General features: G+C 56.7%; 14 protein-coding genes and 1 riboswitch. Of the genes, 5 read left to right on the top strand and 9 right to left on the bottom strand.

Features of this window, described 5'->3' with window-relative positions; translation table 11 throughout:
• Positions 1-35 precede the first annotated feature (35 nt).
• The 4 genes from yqiA to nudF are packed head-to-tail and all read right to left on the bottom strand — an operon-like array spanning position 36 to position 2,548.
• Positions 36-617, bottom strand: coding sequence for an esterase YqiA (yqiA, locus tag ACVKSX_RS12440; protein ID WP_010249032.1), 582 nt, complete (start codon positions 615-617; stop codon positions 36-38).
• A gap of 3 nt (positions 618-620) precedes the next feature.
• Positions 621-1,448: a 3',5'-cyclic-AMP phosphodiesterase gene (gene cpdA / locus ACVKSX_RS12435; RefSeq protein WP_010671125.1), complete on the bottom strand. Its 828-nt coding sequence runs from the start codon at positions 1,446-1,448 to the stop codon at positions 621-623.
• Positions 1,449-1,490: 42 nt separating this feature from the next.
• On the bottom strand, positions 1,491-1,916 hold the full coding sequence (locus tag ACVKSX_RS12430) for a DUF1249 family protein (protein ID WP_008925735.1): 426 nt from the start codon (positions 1,914-1,916) through the stop codon (positions 1,491-1,493).
• Positions 1,913-2,548, bottom strand: a complete 636-nt coding sequence (gene nudF / locus ACVKSX_RS12425) for an ADP-ribose diphosphatase (RefSeq protein ID WP_033758832.1) — start codon at positions 2,546-2,548, stop codon at positions 1,913-1,915. The genes ACVKSX_RS12430 and nudF overlap by 4 nt, the downstream gene beginning before the upstream one ends.
• A 213-nt stretch (positions 2,549-2,761) precedes the next feature.
• Between nudF and tolC the strand changes: the two genes are divergently transcribed.
• The 3 genes from tolC to ACVKSX_RS12410 all read left to right on the top strand — a co-directional run bounded on the left by tolC (position 2,762) and on the right by ACVKSX_RS12410 (position 6,210).
• Complete coding sequence (gene tolC / locus ACVKSX_RS12420; RefSeq protein ID WP_010249035.1) at positions 2,762-4,228, top strand: outer membrane channel protein TolC; 1,467 nt, start codon at positions 2,762-2,764, stop codon at positions 4,226-4,228.
• Positions 4,229-4,370: 142 nt separating this feature from the next.
• The gene (locus tag ACVKSX_RS12415; RefSeq protein WP_010249037.1) at positions 4,371-5,042 is read left to right on the top strand and encodes a DUF1190 family protein; all 672 of its coding nucleotides are present in this window, start codon (positions 4,371-4,373) and stop codon (positions 5,040-5,042) included.
• Between the two features lie 7 nt (positions 5,043-5,049).
• The gene (locus ACVKSX_RS12410) at positions 5,050-6,210 is read left to right on the top strand and encodes a glutathionylspermidine synthase family protein (protein ID WP_033769850.1); all 1,161 of its coding nucleotides are present in this window, start codon (positions 5,050-5,052) and stop codon (positions 6,208-6,210) included.
• Between the two features lie 189 nt (positions 6,211-6,399).
• Here the strand turns inward: ACVKSX_RS12410 and ygiD are convergent, their stop codons facing one another.
• Both ygiD and ribB read right to left on the bottom strand, forming a co-directional pair.
• Positions 6,400-7,185 carry a 4,5-DOPA-extradiol-dioxygenase gene (gene ygiD, locus ACVKSX_RS12405; protein WP_062758427.1) on the bottom strand — a complete coding sequence of 262 codons (786 nt, stop codon included), beginning with the start codon at positions 7,183-7,185 and terminating at the stop codon, positions 6,400-6,402.
• A 236-nt stretch (positions 7,186-7,421) separates the two neighbouring features.
• On the bottom strand, positions 7,422-8,078 hold the full coding sequence (gene ribB, locus ACVKSX_RS12400) for a 3,4-dihydroxy-2-butanone-4-phosphate synthase (RefSeq protein ID WP_022623886.1): 657 nt from the start codon (positions 8,076-8,078) through the stop codon (positions 7,422-7,424).
• A 110-nt stretch (positions 8,079-8,188) separates the two neighbouring features.
• Positions 8,189-8,346, bottom strand: a riboswitch (FMN riboswitch).
• 171 nt (positions 8,347-8,517) lie between these two features.
• Between ribB and ubiK the strand changes: the two genes are divergently transcribed.
• Complete coding sequence (gene ubiK, locus ACVKSX_RS12395) at positions 8,518-8,907, top strand: ubiquinone biosynthesis accessory factor UbiK (protein ID WP_022623887.1); 390 nt, start codon at positions 8,518-8,520, stop codon at positions 8,905-8,907.
• 39 nt (positions 8,908-8,946) lie between these two features.
• Here ubiK and hldE read toward each other — a convergent pair whose 3' ends face one another.
• From hldE to ACVKSX_RS12380, 3 genes are all read right to left on the bottom strand, one after another.
• Positions 8,947-10,371 carry a bifunctional D-glycero-beta-D-manno-heptose-7-phosphate kinase/D-glycero-beta-D-manno-heptose 1-phosphate adenylyltransferase HldE gene (hldE, locus tag ACVKSX_RS12390; RefSeq protein WP_010249049.1) on the bottom strand — a complete coding sequence of 475 codons (1,425 nt, stop codon included), beginning with the start codon at positions 10,369-10,371 and terminating at the stop codon, positions 8,947-8,949.
• 70 nt (positions 10,372-10,441) lie between these two features.
• Positions 10,442-13,294: a bifunctional [glutamate--ammonia ligase]-adenylyl-L-tyrosine phosphorylase/[glutamate--ammonia-ligase] adenylyltransferase gene (gene glnE / locus ACVKSX_RS12385; protein ID WP_354438884.1), complete on the bottom strand. Its 2,853-nt coding sequence runs from the start codon at positions 13,292-13,294 to the stop codon at positions 10,442-10,444.
• Between the two features lie 33 nt (positions 13,295-13,327).
• The gene (locus tag ACVKSX_RS12380) at positions 13,328-14,638 is read right to left on the bottom strand and encodes a CYTH domain-containing protein (RefSeq protein ID WP_010671132.1); all 1,311 of its coding nucleotides are present in this window, start codon (positions 14,636-14,638) and stop codon (positions 13,328-13,330) included.
• A 272-nt stretch (positions 14,639-14,910) separates the two neighbouring features.
• Between ACVKSX_RS12380 and ACVKSX_RS12375 the strand changes: the two genes are divergently transcribed.
• Positions 14,911-15,531: a TIGR04211 family SH3 domain-containing protein gene (locus ACVKSX_RS12375; RefSeq protein ID WP_010671133.1), complete on the top strand. Its 621-nt coding sequence runs from the start codon at positions 14,911-14,913 to the stop codon at positions 15,529-15,531.
• The last annotated feature ends 12 nt before the right edge of the window (positions 15,532-15,543 follow it).

Genomic DNA, 15,543 nt, shown 5'->3' with positions numbered 1-15,543 from the left:
TAGAAGGGTGAAATGGGGTGCGATTTCCGCATTACTCAGGGATGATTCAGACCGAGAAAGTCCAGAATCTGCGGGAAATGGCGCTCGAATCCAGTAAATGCATGATTTCCGCCCTCTTCTACCGTGTGACGGCACGCGCTGTAATAGTCGAGCGCCTGACGGTAATCGAGAACTTCATCGCCGGTCTGTTGCAGCAGCCAGAGTAAATCGGGCGCTTCCAGCGGTTCAATCTGCATTACTTTCAGATCGTAAATGTGGCGTGACTCTAACACATATTGCTGGCCGGTGTAGGGATTCTGATTTTCGCCCAGGAAATCCGCCAGCAGCTCAAAAGGCCGCACCGCGGGATTGACGACCACAGCAGGCAGCATAAAGCATTGCGACAGCCAGGTGGCGTAATAACCGCCCAGCGACGAGCCCACCAGCCCCAGCGTTTCGCCGCTGCGGCTCAGTACCAGATCTTCCAGCATTGCGGCGGCATCGGCCGGAAACGTCGGCAGCTGGGGCACGATCATTTCGATCTCCGGATGCTGCGCCTCTAACCATTGCCGGAACTGCGTCGCCTTAGCCGACTGCGGCGAGCTGTTAAAACCGTGCAGATAGAGTAATGCCGCCACGCGTCAGTATCCTTCTGAGTCTAAATCGGGACGAAAAGCGTCGGTGTCGAGCCGGTTAACCTCGGTCTCAAGGCCGCCATCCGGATACAGCGTGAACCAGCGCCAGCCTGGTGCCACGGTATCGATCGTAAAGCTGGTGCAGTGCGGTTTGAACTGAACGCAGGTTGAAGGGGTGGCCAGCACACGACGACCGTGCCACTCAACATCCAGCTCCTGGTGAATATGACCACAGACCAGCGTCCGGGCTAACGGGTAATGCTGTAACACCGCATCAAGCTGATGTGAGTTGCGCAGGCTGTGCTGATCGAGCCAGGTACAGCCAGAGGCCAGCGGATGGTGGTGCAGCAGGACCAGCGTATGACGTTGCGGATAGCGGGCCAGCGCGTTATCGAGCCACTCCAGCTGATAATCGCTCAGCATCCCGTGCGGCACACCCGAGACCTGGCTGTCCAGCAACACAATCTGCCACTGCTCACCCACCAGCACCTGCTTGTGGGCATTGATATGAGCGGCTGCCAGCGTGTCGAACATCGCGGGCTGAAAATCATGATTACCGGGCAGCCAGACGCAGGGCCGCGGCAAACGTGAGATGCCCTCAGCAAAATGCTGATAGGCTTCGATAGAGTGATCCTGGGCGAGATCGCCGGTGGCGATAATCAGGTCGTAGTCGCGATGTTGCGCAATAATCGCATCCAGCACCGCTTTATAGCTCGACCAGGTGTTCACCCCAAGCAGCGATTCATGTTTTCCCGCGAACAGGTGGGTATCCGTGATTTGCAAAATCCTGATTTCGGAACCGTTCGCTGCAGGAAGAGTTAGCAGGCTATCCAAAGCGTTTCCTTCGTCTCCACGCCATTTACTGCATTATACGCATCAGCAGACCGGAACTGCCATCGCACCATGTGCCAGGCAGTAGCGCAGCCAGTCTGCGAGAAACTGGTTTATCTGATGTTTTTCATCGCGCTGATGCAATTTTTTATTAGGATAATCATAGCGCGCTTTGAAACGATAGATCTGTTGAGTTGAACACACTTCGGCGACCATCGCATCGTGATAGAGCCTTACCGACATCGAGGGCAGACTCCAGTAACTCACGGCAGGCGCGACCTGGCGGATCTCCACCAGCGTGGTGTAGCGTGTGGACTCCTGGATCGTCAGCTGATAACGGGCGCCACTCACCTGATAGATCACCGATTCTCCCGCCTCATCGTTACGCGGCAGCAGGCGGCGTAACTGGGCGAAATTGGTTTCGCAGAGCCGCATCATTTCGGGAAAGTCAGGGGTATAGCGCTGTTTCATTTTTGTATCCACTCTTCGCGTAGTTTCTCATGGTGCAACGCCAGCCATTGCAGGGCGATGACAGACGCCGCATTGTCAATTATCCCCTCTTCCACCCAGCGGTAAGCCTGTTCGCGGCTTACCACATGGACAAGAATATCCTCATTCTCTTCCTCCAGACCATGGCATCCCTCTGCCTGGCTGGCATCCACTTCCCCAATCAGCACCGACAGACGTTCGCTGGTGCCGCCAGGGCTGGCCAGATAGTTAAGCATGGGCTTAATCCGGCCGACCTCTAATCCTGCTTCTTCAACGGCTTCACGGCGCACGACCTGCTCAACAGATTCACCGGGCTCAATAATGCCGGCGACCATCTCCAGCAGCCAGGGCGAAACACTGCTGTCATAAGCCGGGATGCGGATCTGTTCAATCAGCACCACTTCATCGCGTAAGGGATCATAAGGTAGCAGCACGGCGGCATGTCCGCGCTCAAAAACTTCGCGCTGTACTTCCCCACTCATTTCGCCGTTAAACTGGCGGTGGCGGAAGCGATAACGTACGACGGAAAAAAAACCATCATAGACGGTTTCGCGTGCAATAATTTCTACATCGTTTTTTGTGAAAGTCACAGGGGATTTTTTTTCTTCCGGCATCATCGGGTTCCTTATGCAGATTGGGGTGGAGCGAAAAAAGCCTGTAACCGTGCTCCATGTAAGTGGTTCTTTCTGAATTATTTACGTAAATTAGGGGGAGAAGGCACGTTCAGCCAACTTATCTCACAGTTGCCCTCTGCTAGAATCGGCGATAATTTTTTGGCTTACCCGGCAGCGCACCCACTGCAATTTGCTGCAACAAAAGGAATGCAAATGAAAAAACTGCTCCCATTTTTTATTGGGCTGAGCCTGGGCGGTTTCAGCTTCGCCAGCCAGGCCGAAGACCTGCTTCAGGTTTATCAACAAGCACGTCTGAGCAACCCGGATCTGCGCAGCGCCGCTGCCGATCGCGATTCTGCCTTTGAGAAAATCAACGAAGCGCGTAGCCCATTATTACCCCAGCTCGGCCTGGGTGCAGACTACACCTATAACAACGGCTATCGCGACAGTAGCGGTCTCCATTCCAACACGACCAGCGGCTCGCTGCAATTAACCCAGACTATTTTCGACATGTCGAAATGGCGCGCACTGACCCTGCAGGAAAAAGCTGCCGGTATTCAGGATGTGACCTATCAGGTGGCGCAGCAGGATCTGATTCTGAACACCGCGACCGCCTACTTCAACGTGCTGAAAGCGATTGATACCCTTTCTTACACCGAAGCGCAGAAACAGTCGATCTATCGCGAACTGGATCAAACTACCCAGCGCTTTAACGTTGGTCTGGTTGCCATTACTGACGTACAGAACGCCCGTGCGCAATATGACAGCGTGCTGGCTAACGAAGTGACCGCGCGTAATAACCTCGATAACAACGTGGAAACGCTGCGTCAGATCACCGGCATGGACTACATGTCGCTGGCGTCGCTGAGCATTGATCGCTTCAGAACCGATAAGCCCGAACCGGTCAGCGCGCTGCTTAAGCAGGCGGAAAGCCGTAACCTGTCGCTGCTCTCTGCGCGTCTGAACCAGGATTTAGCCCGTGAGCAGATCCGCTCAGCTGAAGCTGGCCACATGCCGACGCTGGGTCTGACGGCCTCTACCGGCATGTCGAACAGCAAATATGGCGGCAGCCGTGCGAACCAGAGCCAGGGGTCTACTGACTCCATTACCGGTTCTAACCAGGTGGGTCTGAGCTTCTCACTGCCACTCTATAGCGGCGGCAGCGTCACCTCTCAGGTGAAACAGGCGCAGTACAGCTTCGTCAGCGCCAGTGAATCACTGGAAAGCGCGCACCGCTCTGCGGTTCAGACAGTCCGCTCATCGTTTAACAACGTGAATGCTTCTATCAGCAGCATCAACGCTTATAAACAGGCCGTGGTCTCTGCGCAAAGCTCTCTGGATGCGTCAGAAGCGGGCTATCAGGTTGGTACGCGTACTATCGTTGATGTGCTGGATGCAACCACCGTGCTCTACAACGCTAAGCAGCAGCTCTCTGATGCGCGCTATAGCTATCTGATTAACCAGCTGAATATCAGCTATGCGCTGGGTACGCTCAATGAGCAGAGCCTGCAGAAACTGAACAGCCAGCTGGGTAAAGAGATCCCGACCTCACCGGAAACGGTAGCACCGGAAAATGCACAGCAGACCGCGCGCGTGGATAGCGGTCCGGCAGCAACCGGCTCTTCTGAGGCAGCACGTCCTGCGGCTCGCCACAGCAGCGGTAATCCTTTCGGTAATTAATGAGCGGACGGGCTGCTTTGCGGCCCGTCTCTCTGTTGAACGTATAACTAAGTAAAGATCCCTGTTGTATCAGGCCTCCAGCTTCAATTTTACCCCCCCATCCCCTATTCTATGCGCTACCTTTGGGCACAGGATAATCATAATGAAACGCACAAAATCTATTCGCTATGCCGCTTTTCGCAAGAGCTGGCAGGCACGCCATTTAACGCCCGTTGCTATCGCCGTTTCGGCGGTATTTATGCTGGCTGGTTGTGAACAGAACGACGAAACAGTTTCGATGTACCAGAATGCCGATGACTGTTCAAAAGCCAATCCGGGCCAGAGTGCGCAATGTACTACCGCATTCAATGAAGCCAAAAAAGAGGCGGAACGCACCGCGCCAAAATATGCCACGCGTGAAGATTGTGTCGCTGAATTTGGTGAAAACCAGTGTCAGCAGACACCGGCTCAGGCGGGCGTGGGCACCACTAATGCGGAATCGCAGCAGAGTGGCGGCAGCTTCTGGATGCCACTGATGGCAGGTTACATGATGGGTCGCATGATGGGCGGTGGTTCGGGCTTTGCACAGCAACCGCTCTTCTCACCGAAAAATGCCCGCAGCCCGGCCAATGGTCAGTTTGTTGATGCATCAGGCCGTAATTATGGTGCAGCAACATCCGGCAAAAGCATGACCGTGCCGAAAACGGCGCTGGCACCAAAACCGGCTACCACCTCCACCATTACCCGTGGTGGCTTTGGTGAAACCGTCGCGAAGCAGAACAGCATGCAGCGTAGCAGCGCCAGCGGCACTTCCAGCCGCTCAATGGGAGGCTAACGCCCCGATGGAACGCATTGCCATTTCAGAGCGCCCAGGCTGGCGCGAAAAAGCCACCGAGTTCGGTTTTCGTTTTCACACCATGCATGGTGAACCCTACTGGTGTGAAGATGCTTATTATCAGTTCACGCTGGCGCAAATCGAGCATCTGGAAGATGTGACCGCTGAATTACATCAAATGTGCCTGCAGGTGGTGGAAAAAGTGGTTAACAGCGAAGCGCTGCTGGCTAAATTCCGCATTCCTAAACACACCTGGGACTTTGTGCGCGATTCATGGCATCAGCGTCAGCCTTCGCTTTACTCTCGTCTGGATCTCGCCTGGGATGGCAAAGGCGATGTAAAGCTGCTGGAGAACAATGCCGATACGCCGACCTCGCTGTATGAAGCGGCATTTTTCCAGTGGCTATGGCTGGAGGACCAGCTTAACGCCGGTCAGCTCCCCGCAGGCAGCGATCAGTTTAATAGCCTGCAGGAAAAGCTGATTGAACGCTTCGCCGCGTTACATCAGCAGCACGGCTTCAACTGGCTGCACTTCGCCTGCTGCCGTGACACCGACGAAGATCGCGGCACCGTGCAATATCTTCAGGATTGCGCCACCGAAGCGGGACTGCCGAGTGAGTTTCTCTACATGGATGAAATTGGACTGGGCGAGAAAGGGGAATTTACCGACGCCCAGGATCAGGTGATTAGCAACCTGTTCAAGCTCTATCCGTGGGAATTCATGCTGCGTGAGATGTTCTCCACCAAGCTGGGCGATGCTGGCGTGCGCTGGCTGGAACCGGCCTGGAAAAGCATTATCTCGAATAAAGCCTTGCTGCCGCTGCTGTGGGAGATGTTTCCGAATCACCCTAACCTGCTGCCCGCCTGGTTCGCGGAAGATGACGTGCCGCACATGGACAAATATGTGGTGAAGCCGCTGTTTTCACGTGAAGGTGCCAACATCCGCATCGTGGAAAATGGTCAGGAGATCGCCCGCGTCGATGGGCCGTATGGCGAAGAGGGAATGATCGTCCAGCAGTTCCATCCGCTGCCTAAGTTTGGCGACAGCTATACGCTGATCGGCAGCTGGCTGATTGACGATCAACCGGCCGGTATCGGCCTGCGGGAAGATCGCGACCTGATCACGCAGGATCTTTCCCGTTTCTATCCGCACGCTTTTATCGGTTAATGCACCGCAATAATCTCCGTTTGGTTTAGCGGTTAGACCGAGCCTGCGCAAAGAACACGGTCAGATCGGAAAGACGCAAAAGCCGTCATCCATGACACGCTCGGCCCGCGCCGTCCCTGGCGCGGGACGCTTTCCTCTTCTGACCGTGTTCCCTGCACAATAAGCTCTTCTATGGCTGTCAGCTTCGCCCTAACCTACCTGAACCGACAACATGCTGATCGCACCCATCTCCATGCCATCAACCGGAATGCTGATGGCGTCATCCGGCTGACGTGCGCCAAGTACATAGAGCAGCGGCAGATAGTGCTCAGGTGTCGGATTAGAAAGCGCCGCACCAGGATGATCCATAAAGTTAACCAGCGGATGAGAAGCAGCATCGCTCTGCACCGCCAGGTTATCGCGGACAAACTGTTCAAAACTGCTGGCCCATGGATAAACTTCGCTGTTGCCATCCCAGCGCACTTTACGCAGGTTATGTACCACGTTGCCGCTGGCGACAATCATCACACCCTGATCGCGCAGTGCAGCCAGTTTCTGACCCATCTCAAAGTGCCATGCCGCAGGTTTGGTGCCATCAATGCTTAGCTGGACCACCGGAATATCGGCCTCCGGATACATCTTGATCAGCACACCCCAGGAACCATGATCCAGTCCCCACTCGTGATCCAGCGTCACCGCAATGGGCGCTAACTGCTCCACCAGCTGCTGCGCCAGTTCAGGCGATCCCGGTGCCGGATAGCGCGTATCAAACAGCGCCTGCGGAAAGCCCCCAAAATCATGAATGGTCTCAGGCTGTGCCATTGCCGTCACGGCGGTGCCACGCGTATACCAGTGCGCCGAAACCGCAATAATCGCGCGTGGACGTGGCAGAGTATCGCCCAGGTGACGCCACGCGGCGGTATAGCGATTCTCTTCAAGAGCATTCATCGGGCTGCCGTGACCCAAAAACAGCGCTGGCATTCGTAACTGGCTCATTCGTGATCCCCGGGATCGAGTATTTGATAGCCATTACGATACGCGCATCCGCTGCTTTATCACGCGGATAACCATGATGGTGATCATCAGGAAATTTGAATGAAATTTAACGTGGCAGGTTTAACAGCGCTTTCGGCATGAAGGAGAGAGGAGAAGTCAGCGGTCAGGCCGCGCCATCCCTGGACGGCAGGAAGAAAAACAGGCCCGGGAGGGGCCTGTTTATCGCGGCAGCCAGATTAGCTGGCGTGGCGTGTTTCGTGCGCGCGACGCCAGGCGATCAGATCTTCGATGGTCACCACCGGCATGTTGTGCTGACGGGCGAACGCAATCGCTTCTGGCGCATGGGCCATGGTGCCATCGTCGTTGGTCAGTTCGCACAGCACACCTGCGGGCTTAAAGCCGGCCAGGGTGACTAAATCAATAGTCGCTTCGGTATGCCCGCCACGGGTTAATACGCCGCCTTCGCTGGCACGCAGCGGGAAGACATGACCAGGGCGATGCAGATCGGTGGGTTTGGCATTATCGGCAATGGCGGCGCGGATGGTGGTGATACGATCCTGCGCGGAGACGCCCGTGGTGACGCCTTCTGCGGCCTCAATGGTCACGGTGAAGCCAGTGCCGAAAGAGCTGGTGTTGTTTTCCACCATCATTGGCAGATCGAGCTGCTGGCGACGCGCTTCGGTCAGGCAAAGGCAGACGATGCCGCTGCCGTGACGGATAGTCAGTGCCATCTGTTCAACGGTCATGGTTTCTGCGGCGAAGATCATGTCGCCTTCGTTTTCGCGATTTTCATCGTCGAGTACCATCACACCGCGTCCCTCACGCAGGGCGGCGATAGCACGTTCTACACGCTGTTCAGGCGTGCCAAATTCAGAAAGTAGCGTCTGATTCATGGTAATAAAAACCTTAAAATGTATGGGTTACCAGAATCAGGGCGTGCTTAGGAGTGACGTCAAAAAGACGTGGCAATAACGTGAAGCAGACACAATTGTCCGACAGATGTCGTTACCCTCTCCCATCCGGACTGTAACCGTCGGCCCCGGAATTACACCGGATCTGCTGACCTTTACCTCTCTTTTCATCAAGATAAAGCGCTCGCGGGCTTTCAGCCGAAGCTGATTTACCGCCGGTGGGGAATTGCGCCCCGCCCTGAGAATAAGCACTTTAACTATAACGCCGATCGTTTGAGGCGGCAATCATCAATAGCGCAATTGCTTTTGCATTTCCTGCGTTACCGATTTGAGGTTTATCCTTTTCATTTCTGGCATTACACTTAACACTTATTACGTTGGTAAACACGCTGACACAGCTCCCCGTAACCAGGAAATCATCATGATCGACACGAAAAAAATTGAACAACTTGCCCGTCAGGTTCACGAAGCGATGCCTAAAGGTGTTCGTGAGTTTGGTGATGATGTCGAAAAGAAAATTCGTCAGGTTCTTCAGGCGCAGCTGACCCGGATGGATCTGGTCAACCGTGAGGAGTTTGATGTGCAGACGCAGGTATTACTGCGTACACGTGAGAAGCTGGCGGCGCTGGAGCAGCGTCTGGCGCAGCTGGAAAGTCAGGGGTCATCAGCCGGTACGCCGCCGACGGCAACCGCACCAGTAACACCTGCTGCCGCGACCACACCATCAGCCGCCGTAGCGACCTCACCTGCAGCCTCGCCGTCACCGGTTGCGGACGTGGTGAAACCTGTTGTGGACAACAAGCCCGAATAAGCCTTTAAGCGGGAGCGCGGCTCCCGCTTACGCTGCGTTTTAGCTGCCGCGGATGGTTTTGATAATGTTGGTAGTGGAGATACCATCTTCGAAGTTCAGCACCTGAACGTCGCCGCCATTTGCCCACACTTCTTTGCTGCCCGCGATATCTTCCGGCTTGTAATCTCCCCCTTTGACCAGCAGGTCAGGGAGAATGCCCGCAATCAGCCGCTGCGGCGTATCCTCTTCAAATACCACCACCCAGTCGACCGCTTCCAGCGCGCCCAGCACGATCATCCGGTTTTCCTGCGGATTCACCGGACGGCTTTCGCCTTTCAGACGTTTAGTCGACGCATCGCTGTTCACCGCGACAATCAGTCGATCGCCGAGCTTGCGGGCATTTGCCAGGTAGGAGACATGACCGGCATGCAGAATGTCGAACACGCCGTTGGTCATCACCACTTTTTCGCCACGGCGGCGGGCCATCTCCACGGCGGCTTTTAACTGCGCTTCGGTCATGATGCCGAAACCCTGTTCCGGGCGGGCATGAATCGCATTTTCCAGCTCAACGGTGCTGACGGTAGACGTACCCAGTTTCCCCACCACCACACCCGCAGCCGCGTTGGCAAGGAAACAGGCTTCTTCCAGCGAATCACCGGCCGCTAATGCCGCCGCCAGCACGCCAATCACCGTATCGCCCGCACCGGTCACGTCATAGACTTCCTGTGCCTGGGTGGGCAGATGCAGAGGCGCTTTGCCCGGCTGCAGCAGCGTCATGCCATTTTCTGAACGGGTCACCAGCAGCGCGGAGAGGTCAAAATCGGCGATCAGCTGGGTGCCGCGCGCCACAATTTCCTCTTCGTTTTTACATTTGCCGACCACGGCTTCAAACTCAGAGAGGTTCGGCGTCAGCAGCGTCGCGCCACGGTAGCGCGCAAAATCGGTGCCTTTCGGATCGATTAATACCGGTACGCCCGCTTCGCGCGCCAGAGTAATCATGGTCTGCACGCTGGAGAGCGCGCCTTTGGCGTAATCGGACAGCACCAGCGCACCCGCGGCAGCCAGTGAATCACGCATTTTCTGGTGAATCGGCTCCGGATCGACCTGATCAAAGCCCTCTTCAAAATCGAGGCGGATCAGCTGCTGATTACGGGAAAGCACGCGCAGTTTGGTAATGGTCGGATGGCTTTTGACCGCCACGAAGTCACAATGCACGTTGACGTCTTTCAGCGTGTTACTCAACACACGCGCCGCATCATCTTCGCCAGTCAGGCCAATCAGGCGCGACGCGGCACCGAGTGCTGCAATGTTCATCGCCACGTTTGCCGCGCCGCCAGGGCGCTCTTCAACCGTGTCCACTTTCACCACCGGAACCGGCGCTTCAGGGGAGATACGGCTGGTTGGGCCATACCAGTAACGATCCAACATTACATCGCCAACAACCAGCACTGAGGCTTGGCCGAACGCGGGCAGAGTCACTTTCATTCCAGACACTCCAGACTGCATTAAAAATAGTGCGCGGATGATAGCACAGTTGCGATTTGTGCTATCAGCATCACGCCAGGATAGACGCAGGCGTTATCAGCCAGCGCTGCCAGCTGCTCAGAACCGTCTGCCGCTCCGCTGCATAGGCCTCTGGCTCAACGTGGCCGGGCTGTTCCTGCAGGGCGCGATGGTGCAATGCGTCGCGCAGCGTCACATAAGCCTGCGTCAGCGCCTGTGCTTCATCGGCGGGCATTTTATGGTACTTCGCCATCAGCTCGAAAATGCGCACATTGTCAGACCAGCGCGTCAGTTCAGGCTGCTCAGCGGCGTAGCGTAAGACAAGATATTGGGCGATGAATTCAATATCGGTGATGCCGCCCGCGTCGGCTTTAATATCCCAGCGACCTTTATGTTTGTTGCTGAGGTGAGCGCGCATTTTTTCACGCATCTCACGTACTTCAGTTTGCAGCGCTTCAGCGGCACGTGGCAGCGACAGAATCGCCTGACGAATCACGCTGAAACGTTCACCCAGTGCCGCCTCGCCAAAGACGACGCGTGCCCGGACCAGCGCCTGATGCTCCCAGGTCCAGGCTTCACTGCGCTGATACTCTTCAAAGGCCTCAAAGGTACTGACCAGCATGCCCGCCGCGCCCGAAGGACGCAGGCGCGCATCCACTTCATAGAGAATGCCGGAGGAGGTGCGGGTACTGAAAAGATGCATGATGCGCTGGGCGAGGCGCAGATAGAACTGACGGCCATCGATGCTGCGCTCCACTTCTGTCACCGCGTCTGCCGGGCAGTCATGCAGGAACACCAAATCGAGGTCAGAACTGTAACCCAGCTCCCAGCCCCCCAGTTTGCCGTAGCCCAGCACGGCAAAACCGCGTTCATGTTCATTACTCAGATGCGAAGGACGGCCGTATCGCTGCACCATCATATTCCACGCCTGGCGCACCACAGATTCGATAATCGCTTCTGCCAGCCAGGTGAGATGATCGCTGACTTTCATCACCGGCAGCGTTCCGGCGATGTCGGCGGCAGCAATACGCAGATGCTGTGCCTGCTTAAACTGCCGCACCGCTTCCAGCTGCTGCTCTTCGTCCTCGGTAGGGATGCGCAGCAGATACTGTCGCAGCTCATCGCGATAGGCATCGGTGGCGGTTGGCTGATAGAGCGTGGCGGGATCGAGCAGTTCATCCAGCAATAAGGGATGACGCGCCAGCTGGCTGGCTACCATCGGTGAGGCGGCGCACAGGCGAATTAAGTGGCGCAGCGCACCGTGATATTCGGTCAGCAGTTCCAGATAGGTGCTGCGGGTCAGTACGCCGATCAGCAGCGGCGTCAGGCGGCCGAGCGTCACCGCCGCATCTTCACGCGGGCAGACTTCGCTCAGCAGACGCGGCATCAGCTGGTCCAGCGCCTGACGGCCACGCGGGCCGATGGTGCGCCGGTTGATATCCTGACGAAACGCCTCCAGCGTCTGGTGCAGCGTAAGCCGCTGCTCGTCACTGAGCTGCGGCACCAGCGGCGCCAGTTCGCTATCCTCCAGCTGGTCCTGCCACAGCACCTGAAACTCTGCCAGCTCACGCTGATCGCCAATCTCAGGGGTATCTTCGCCAATCAGCTCGTCGAAGATGGCGCGCACCGCCGCCATCTGGCCGTCGAGCCGGGTCATCAGAGCAGGCCAGTCGGCACAATCCATCGCCCACGCCAGCCGGGCGCGATCCAGTTCATCCTCTGGCAGGGTCTGGGTCTGCTCGTCGCCCAGGCTTTGCAGCAGATTCTCCAGCCGCCGCAGGAACAGGTAGGCAACACGCAACGCATCGACCTGTTCCGCGGGCAGCAGGGCCAGGGTTTTGATCGCCTCCAGCGTCGGCAGCAGTGAGCGCAGCTGCAACGAGCGCTCACGCCCGCCGCGAATCAGCTGGAATACCTGCACGATAAATTCGGTTTCACGGATGCCGCCCGCACCCAGTTTGATATTGTTTTTCAGCCCGCGTCGCCGCACTTCACGGCTGATCATCCCTTTCATGTTACGCAGCGACTGGATCACGCTGAAGTCGATGTAGCGGCGGTAAACGAATGGTCGCAGCATCTGCTGTAGCTCCAGGCTCCAGCGATCGTGGTCATCACCCATCAGCCGCGCCTTGACCATGGCGTAACGCTCCCAGTCGCGTCCCTGCTCCTGGTAATAATCTTCCAGCGCGGCAAAGCTCATCACCAGCGGGCCGCTGTCGCCAAACGGGCGCAGACGCATATCCACCCGATAGACAAAACCATCCATGGTGGGTTGATCCAGCACTTTAATCAGCCGCTGTCCCATGCGGGTAAAGAACTGAGCGTTGTCGAGTTCACGCCGTCCGCCACGCGTTGTGCCGTTTTCCGGCCAGGCAAAGATCAGGTCAATATCAGAAGAAAAATTGAGTTCGCCGCCGCCCAGCTTGCCCATGCCCAGAATCAGCATCGGCTGCGCGTCGCCGTCCGCATTACAGGGCGTACCAAAATCACGACAGCAATCCTGATAAACCCAGTCACGCGCCCGGCTGATCAGCACTTCGGCTAATGCGCTGAGCTGTTGCAGGCTCTGTTCGGTTGTAGCGTGCTGCAGAGACTGCATCCAGGCGATGCGTACCAGCATACGGCGACGAAACAGCCGCAGTTCGCGCATCAGGCTCGCTTCACTGTCGATGCCGCTAAGCGCCTGATCGAGCCACGCAGAGTAGTGTTGCCACTCATAAGGCTGCGGCGGCTGGTCGAGCATCGCCTGCCACCAGTCGGGATGTTGTTGCAGGTTTTCCAGCACAAAATCGCTGAAAGCCAGTCCGGCAGCCTGCTCCGGGCTTAACGAAGCCAGCGGAACCCCAATCTGTCGGGCGGCCTCTTCGGCCTGGTCGCGTAGCAACGCGGGAAGTGCTGACAACATAACTCCCTCCTTGATGGCGTGACGGAATGCCCGTTAGCGACCAGCGCCGCTGGTGAGCCAGAACGGAGGCTGTTTCAGCGCCTGCATCGCCAGCCAGGCTAACCCGGACGTCTGTTTTTCATGAATTGCCGACAGCAGCTGTTGCCACGGGTCGAGCCAGCTCACGACCGCCTCAGACGGATAGAATCCCGCCAGCAGGTGGACGGTAAGCAATTGACGCGCCAGACGGGTAGCTTTGTCCTGATACTCGTTGGGTTGTTTTACCGTGATGAACGTTTCTCTCAGATCGGCATTGACGCGGCTCAGCATAATGTCGCTGAAGCGTTTATAGGAACCCTGCAGCTTGGCTTCCCCTTTGGCATCGATCCACTGACGCCACTGAGATTCAGCCAGCCAGTGTGTCAGCGCCAGCTGCGTCTCAACCGAGAGGGAAGATAAGCAGAAAGTGGCAGCATCCTGCTCTTCATTCACCAGCGTCTCTTCCAGCGTGGTCAGCTGCTGACGCAGCGCACTGCTGGCTTTACGCGGCACCAGCGCACCAAACAGGCTGAACGCCTGACGCAGCAGATCCAGCGCTTCGCGCACCGCATCCTGGGCCGCCGCATTGCCGCGCAGCCAGACTTCTTCATGATATTGCCAGTGATGAAGTCCTGCTGACATCGCGGCCACCATGCCCTGCTCTACGGTGGCTTTGGCGCCCGCTTTCAGCAGCGGGAAAGGCTGTATCTGGCGCGGCGGATTACCCTGCGCCAGCTGATAGCCGCGGGCAGCTTTGCTCAGGCTGCCCATACGCAGACCGCCCAGCGCCACCAGCTGCTGTGCGAAGGCCAGCAGATCCTGGCGTTCGCCACGTTTCAGCTCCAGCTCGATCTCGCACAGCGGTTCGCTGAGATCACCTGCCGTGACCTCGCCCTGATCAAACGCCACTTCAATTTCACTGTTGCCTGTGGTGATCAGCCAGATCTCGCGCTGGAAATGGGTGGTGAACAGGGGCTGCAAGCGCGGCTGCAGCGCCGCGACATCGGTGCCCTGCGGCCAGATCTCTGCCGGCAGGCGTGCAATGTCCAGAACCGGTTCGCTGAGCTCAACGTTGTATTCCGGGCGCTGATGCAGTCCGCCGAGCGTCTGCCCCGCCGCTTTCAGCGTCATTTCATAACGCTGGTCTACGCCGCGGATACGCAATCCCATATCCCAGCGTCGTAGCTGGTTGTCGTCGGTTTCAAAGTAGATGTTGGTCAGCTCGCGAGCAGCCTGATGCTGATGCGGCAGAGTGGAGAGCAGTTCAGCCAGTTTCCCGGCCGCCTGTGGAGTTGCAATGAACTTTAGTTCGATTTCGATGGTCATAATTTTTTATTCACTACGCCGCTGGCACTTAAGAGGGTGTTTCCTGCATATTTCAGGCGATTATCAGCAGGTTACTCAAGCTGTCGCCTGGAGGGCAAGGGGTTATCAGGCGAAGATTAATGCACAGAAGCCGCGCTGTCTCTGCTTTCTTTGCTCTTTCGCAGACCTTTTCGCACTCTCATGAGACCAGGATAGTTCTCATTCAGATTTATGCGAGGCCTCTCCAGACTGTGCCGGTAAATTTTTAGTCAGACTAAGCCAAACGAAATCGAATGAAAAAAATTACTCTCGCTGGACTCACTTTGCTGGCCCTTAGCACCCTTGCACCTGCCCATGCCGAAGAAAAACGCTATGTTTCTGATGAACTTTCAACCTGGGTTCGCAGCGGACCGGGCGATCAGTTTCGCCTGCTCGGTAAGCTGAACGCCGGGGAAGAGGTGCAGCTGTTACAGACCAACAATGACACGCATTATGGCCAGATCCGTGATTCGGAAGGCCGCACCACCTGGATCCCCCTGTCGCAGCTCAGTGCTAATCCGAGCCTGCGCACCCGGGTGCCTCAGCTTGAGCAGCAGGTGAAAGATCTGACTGCCAAACTGGATAACATCGACAACAGCTGGAACCAGCGCACGGCTGAGATGCAGAACAAAGTCGCCAGCAGCGACGGCGTTATCAACGGGCTGAAAGGCGAGAATCAGAAGCTGAAAAATGAGCTGATCGTCGCGCAGAAGAAAGTCAGCGCCGCTAACGTTCAGCTGGATGATAAGCAGCGCACCATCATCATGCAGTGGTTTATGTATGGCGGCGGCGTGCTGGGCGTCGGCCTGCTGCTGGGCCTGTTACTGCCGCACATGCTGCCGCGCCGTAAGAAAAGCGATCGCTGGATGAACTGACACCATTTAGCC

Source organism: Pantoea sp. PvP021 (assembly GCF_054056055.1).
The sequence above is the reverse complement of the archived record's forward strand: the minus strand, read 5'-3'. Positions and strand labels throughout refer to the sequence as shown.

What these genes read in the sequence shown, in the direction of transcription:
- glnE (WP_354438884.1), bottom strand. Translation starts at nt 13,294, where the DNA reads ATGTTGTCAGCACTTCCCGCGTTGCTACGCGACCAGGCCGAAGAGGCC.
- ACVKSX_RS12415 (WP_010249037.1), top strand. Translation starts at nt 4,371, where the DNA reads ATGAAACGCACAAAATCTATTCGCTATGCCGCTTTTCGCAAGAGCTGG.
- hldE (WP_010249049.1), bottom strand. Translation starts at nt 10,371, where the DNA reads ATGAAAGTGACTCTGCCCGCGTTCGGCCAAGCCTCAGTGCTGGTTGTT.
- nudF (WP_033758832.1), bottom strand. Translation starts at nt 2,548, where the DNA reads ATGCCGGAAGAAAAAAAATCCCCTGTGACTTTCACAAAAAACGATGTA.
- ygiD (WP_062758427.1), bottom strand. Translation starts at nt 7,185, where the DNA reads ATGAGCCAGTTACGAATGCCAGCGCTGTTTTTGGGTCACGGCAGCCCG.
- ACVKSX_RS12380 (WP_010671132.1), bottom strand. Translation starts at nt 14,638, where the DNA reads ATGACCATCGAAATCGAACTAAAGTTCATTGCAACTCCACAGGCGGCC.
- ACVKSX_RS12430 (WP_008925735.1), bottom strand. Translation starts at nt 1,916, where the DNA reads ATGAAACAGCGCTATACCCCTGACTTTCCCGAAATGATGCGGCTCTGC.
- ACVKSX_RS12410 (WP_033769850.1), top strand. Translation starts at nt 5,050, where the DNA reads ATGGAACGCATTGCCATTTCAGAGCGCCCAGGCTGGCGCGAAAAAGCC.
- ubiK (WP_022623887.1), top strand. Translation starts at nt 8,518, where the DNA reads ATGATCGACACGAAAAAAATTGAACAACTTGCCCGTCAGGTTCACGAA.
- ACVKSX_RS12375 (WP_010671133.1), top strand. Translation starts at nt 14,911, where the DNA reads ATGAAAAAAATTACTCTCGCTGGACTCACTTTGCTGGCCCTTAGCACC.
- ribB (WP_022623886.1), bottom strand. Translation starts at nt 8,078, where the DNA reads ATGAATCAGACGCTACTTTCTGAATTTGGCACGCCTGAACAGCGTGTA.
- tolC (WP_010249035.1), top strand. Translation starts at nt 2,762, where the DNA reads ATGAAAAAACTGCTCCCATTTTTTATTGGGCTGAGCCTGGGCGGTTTC.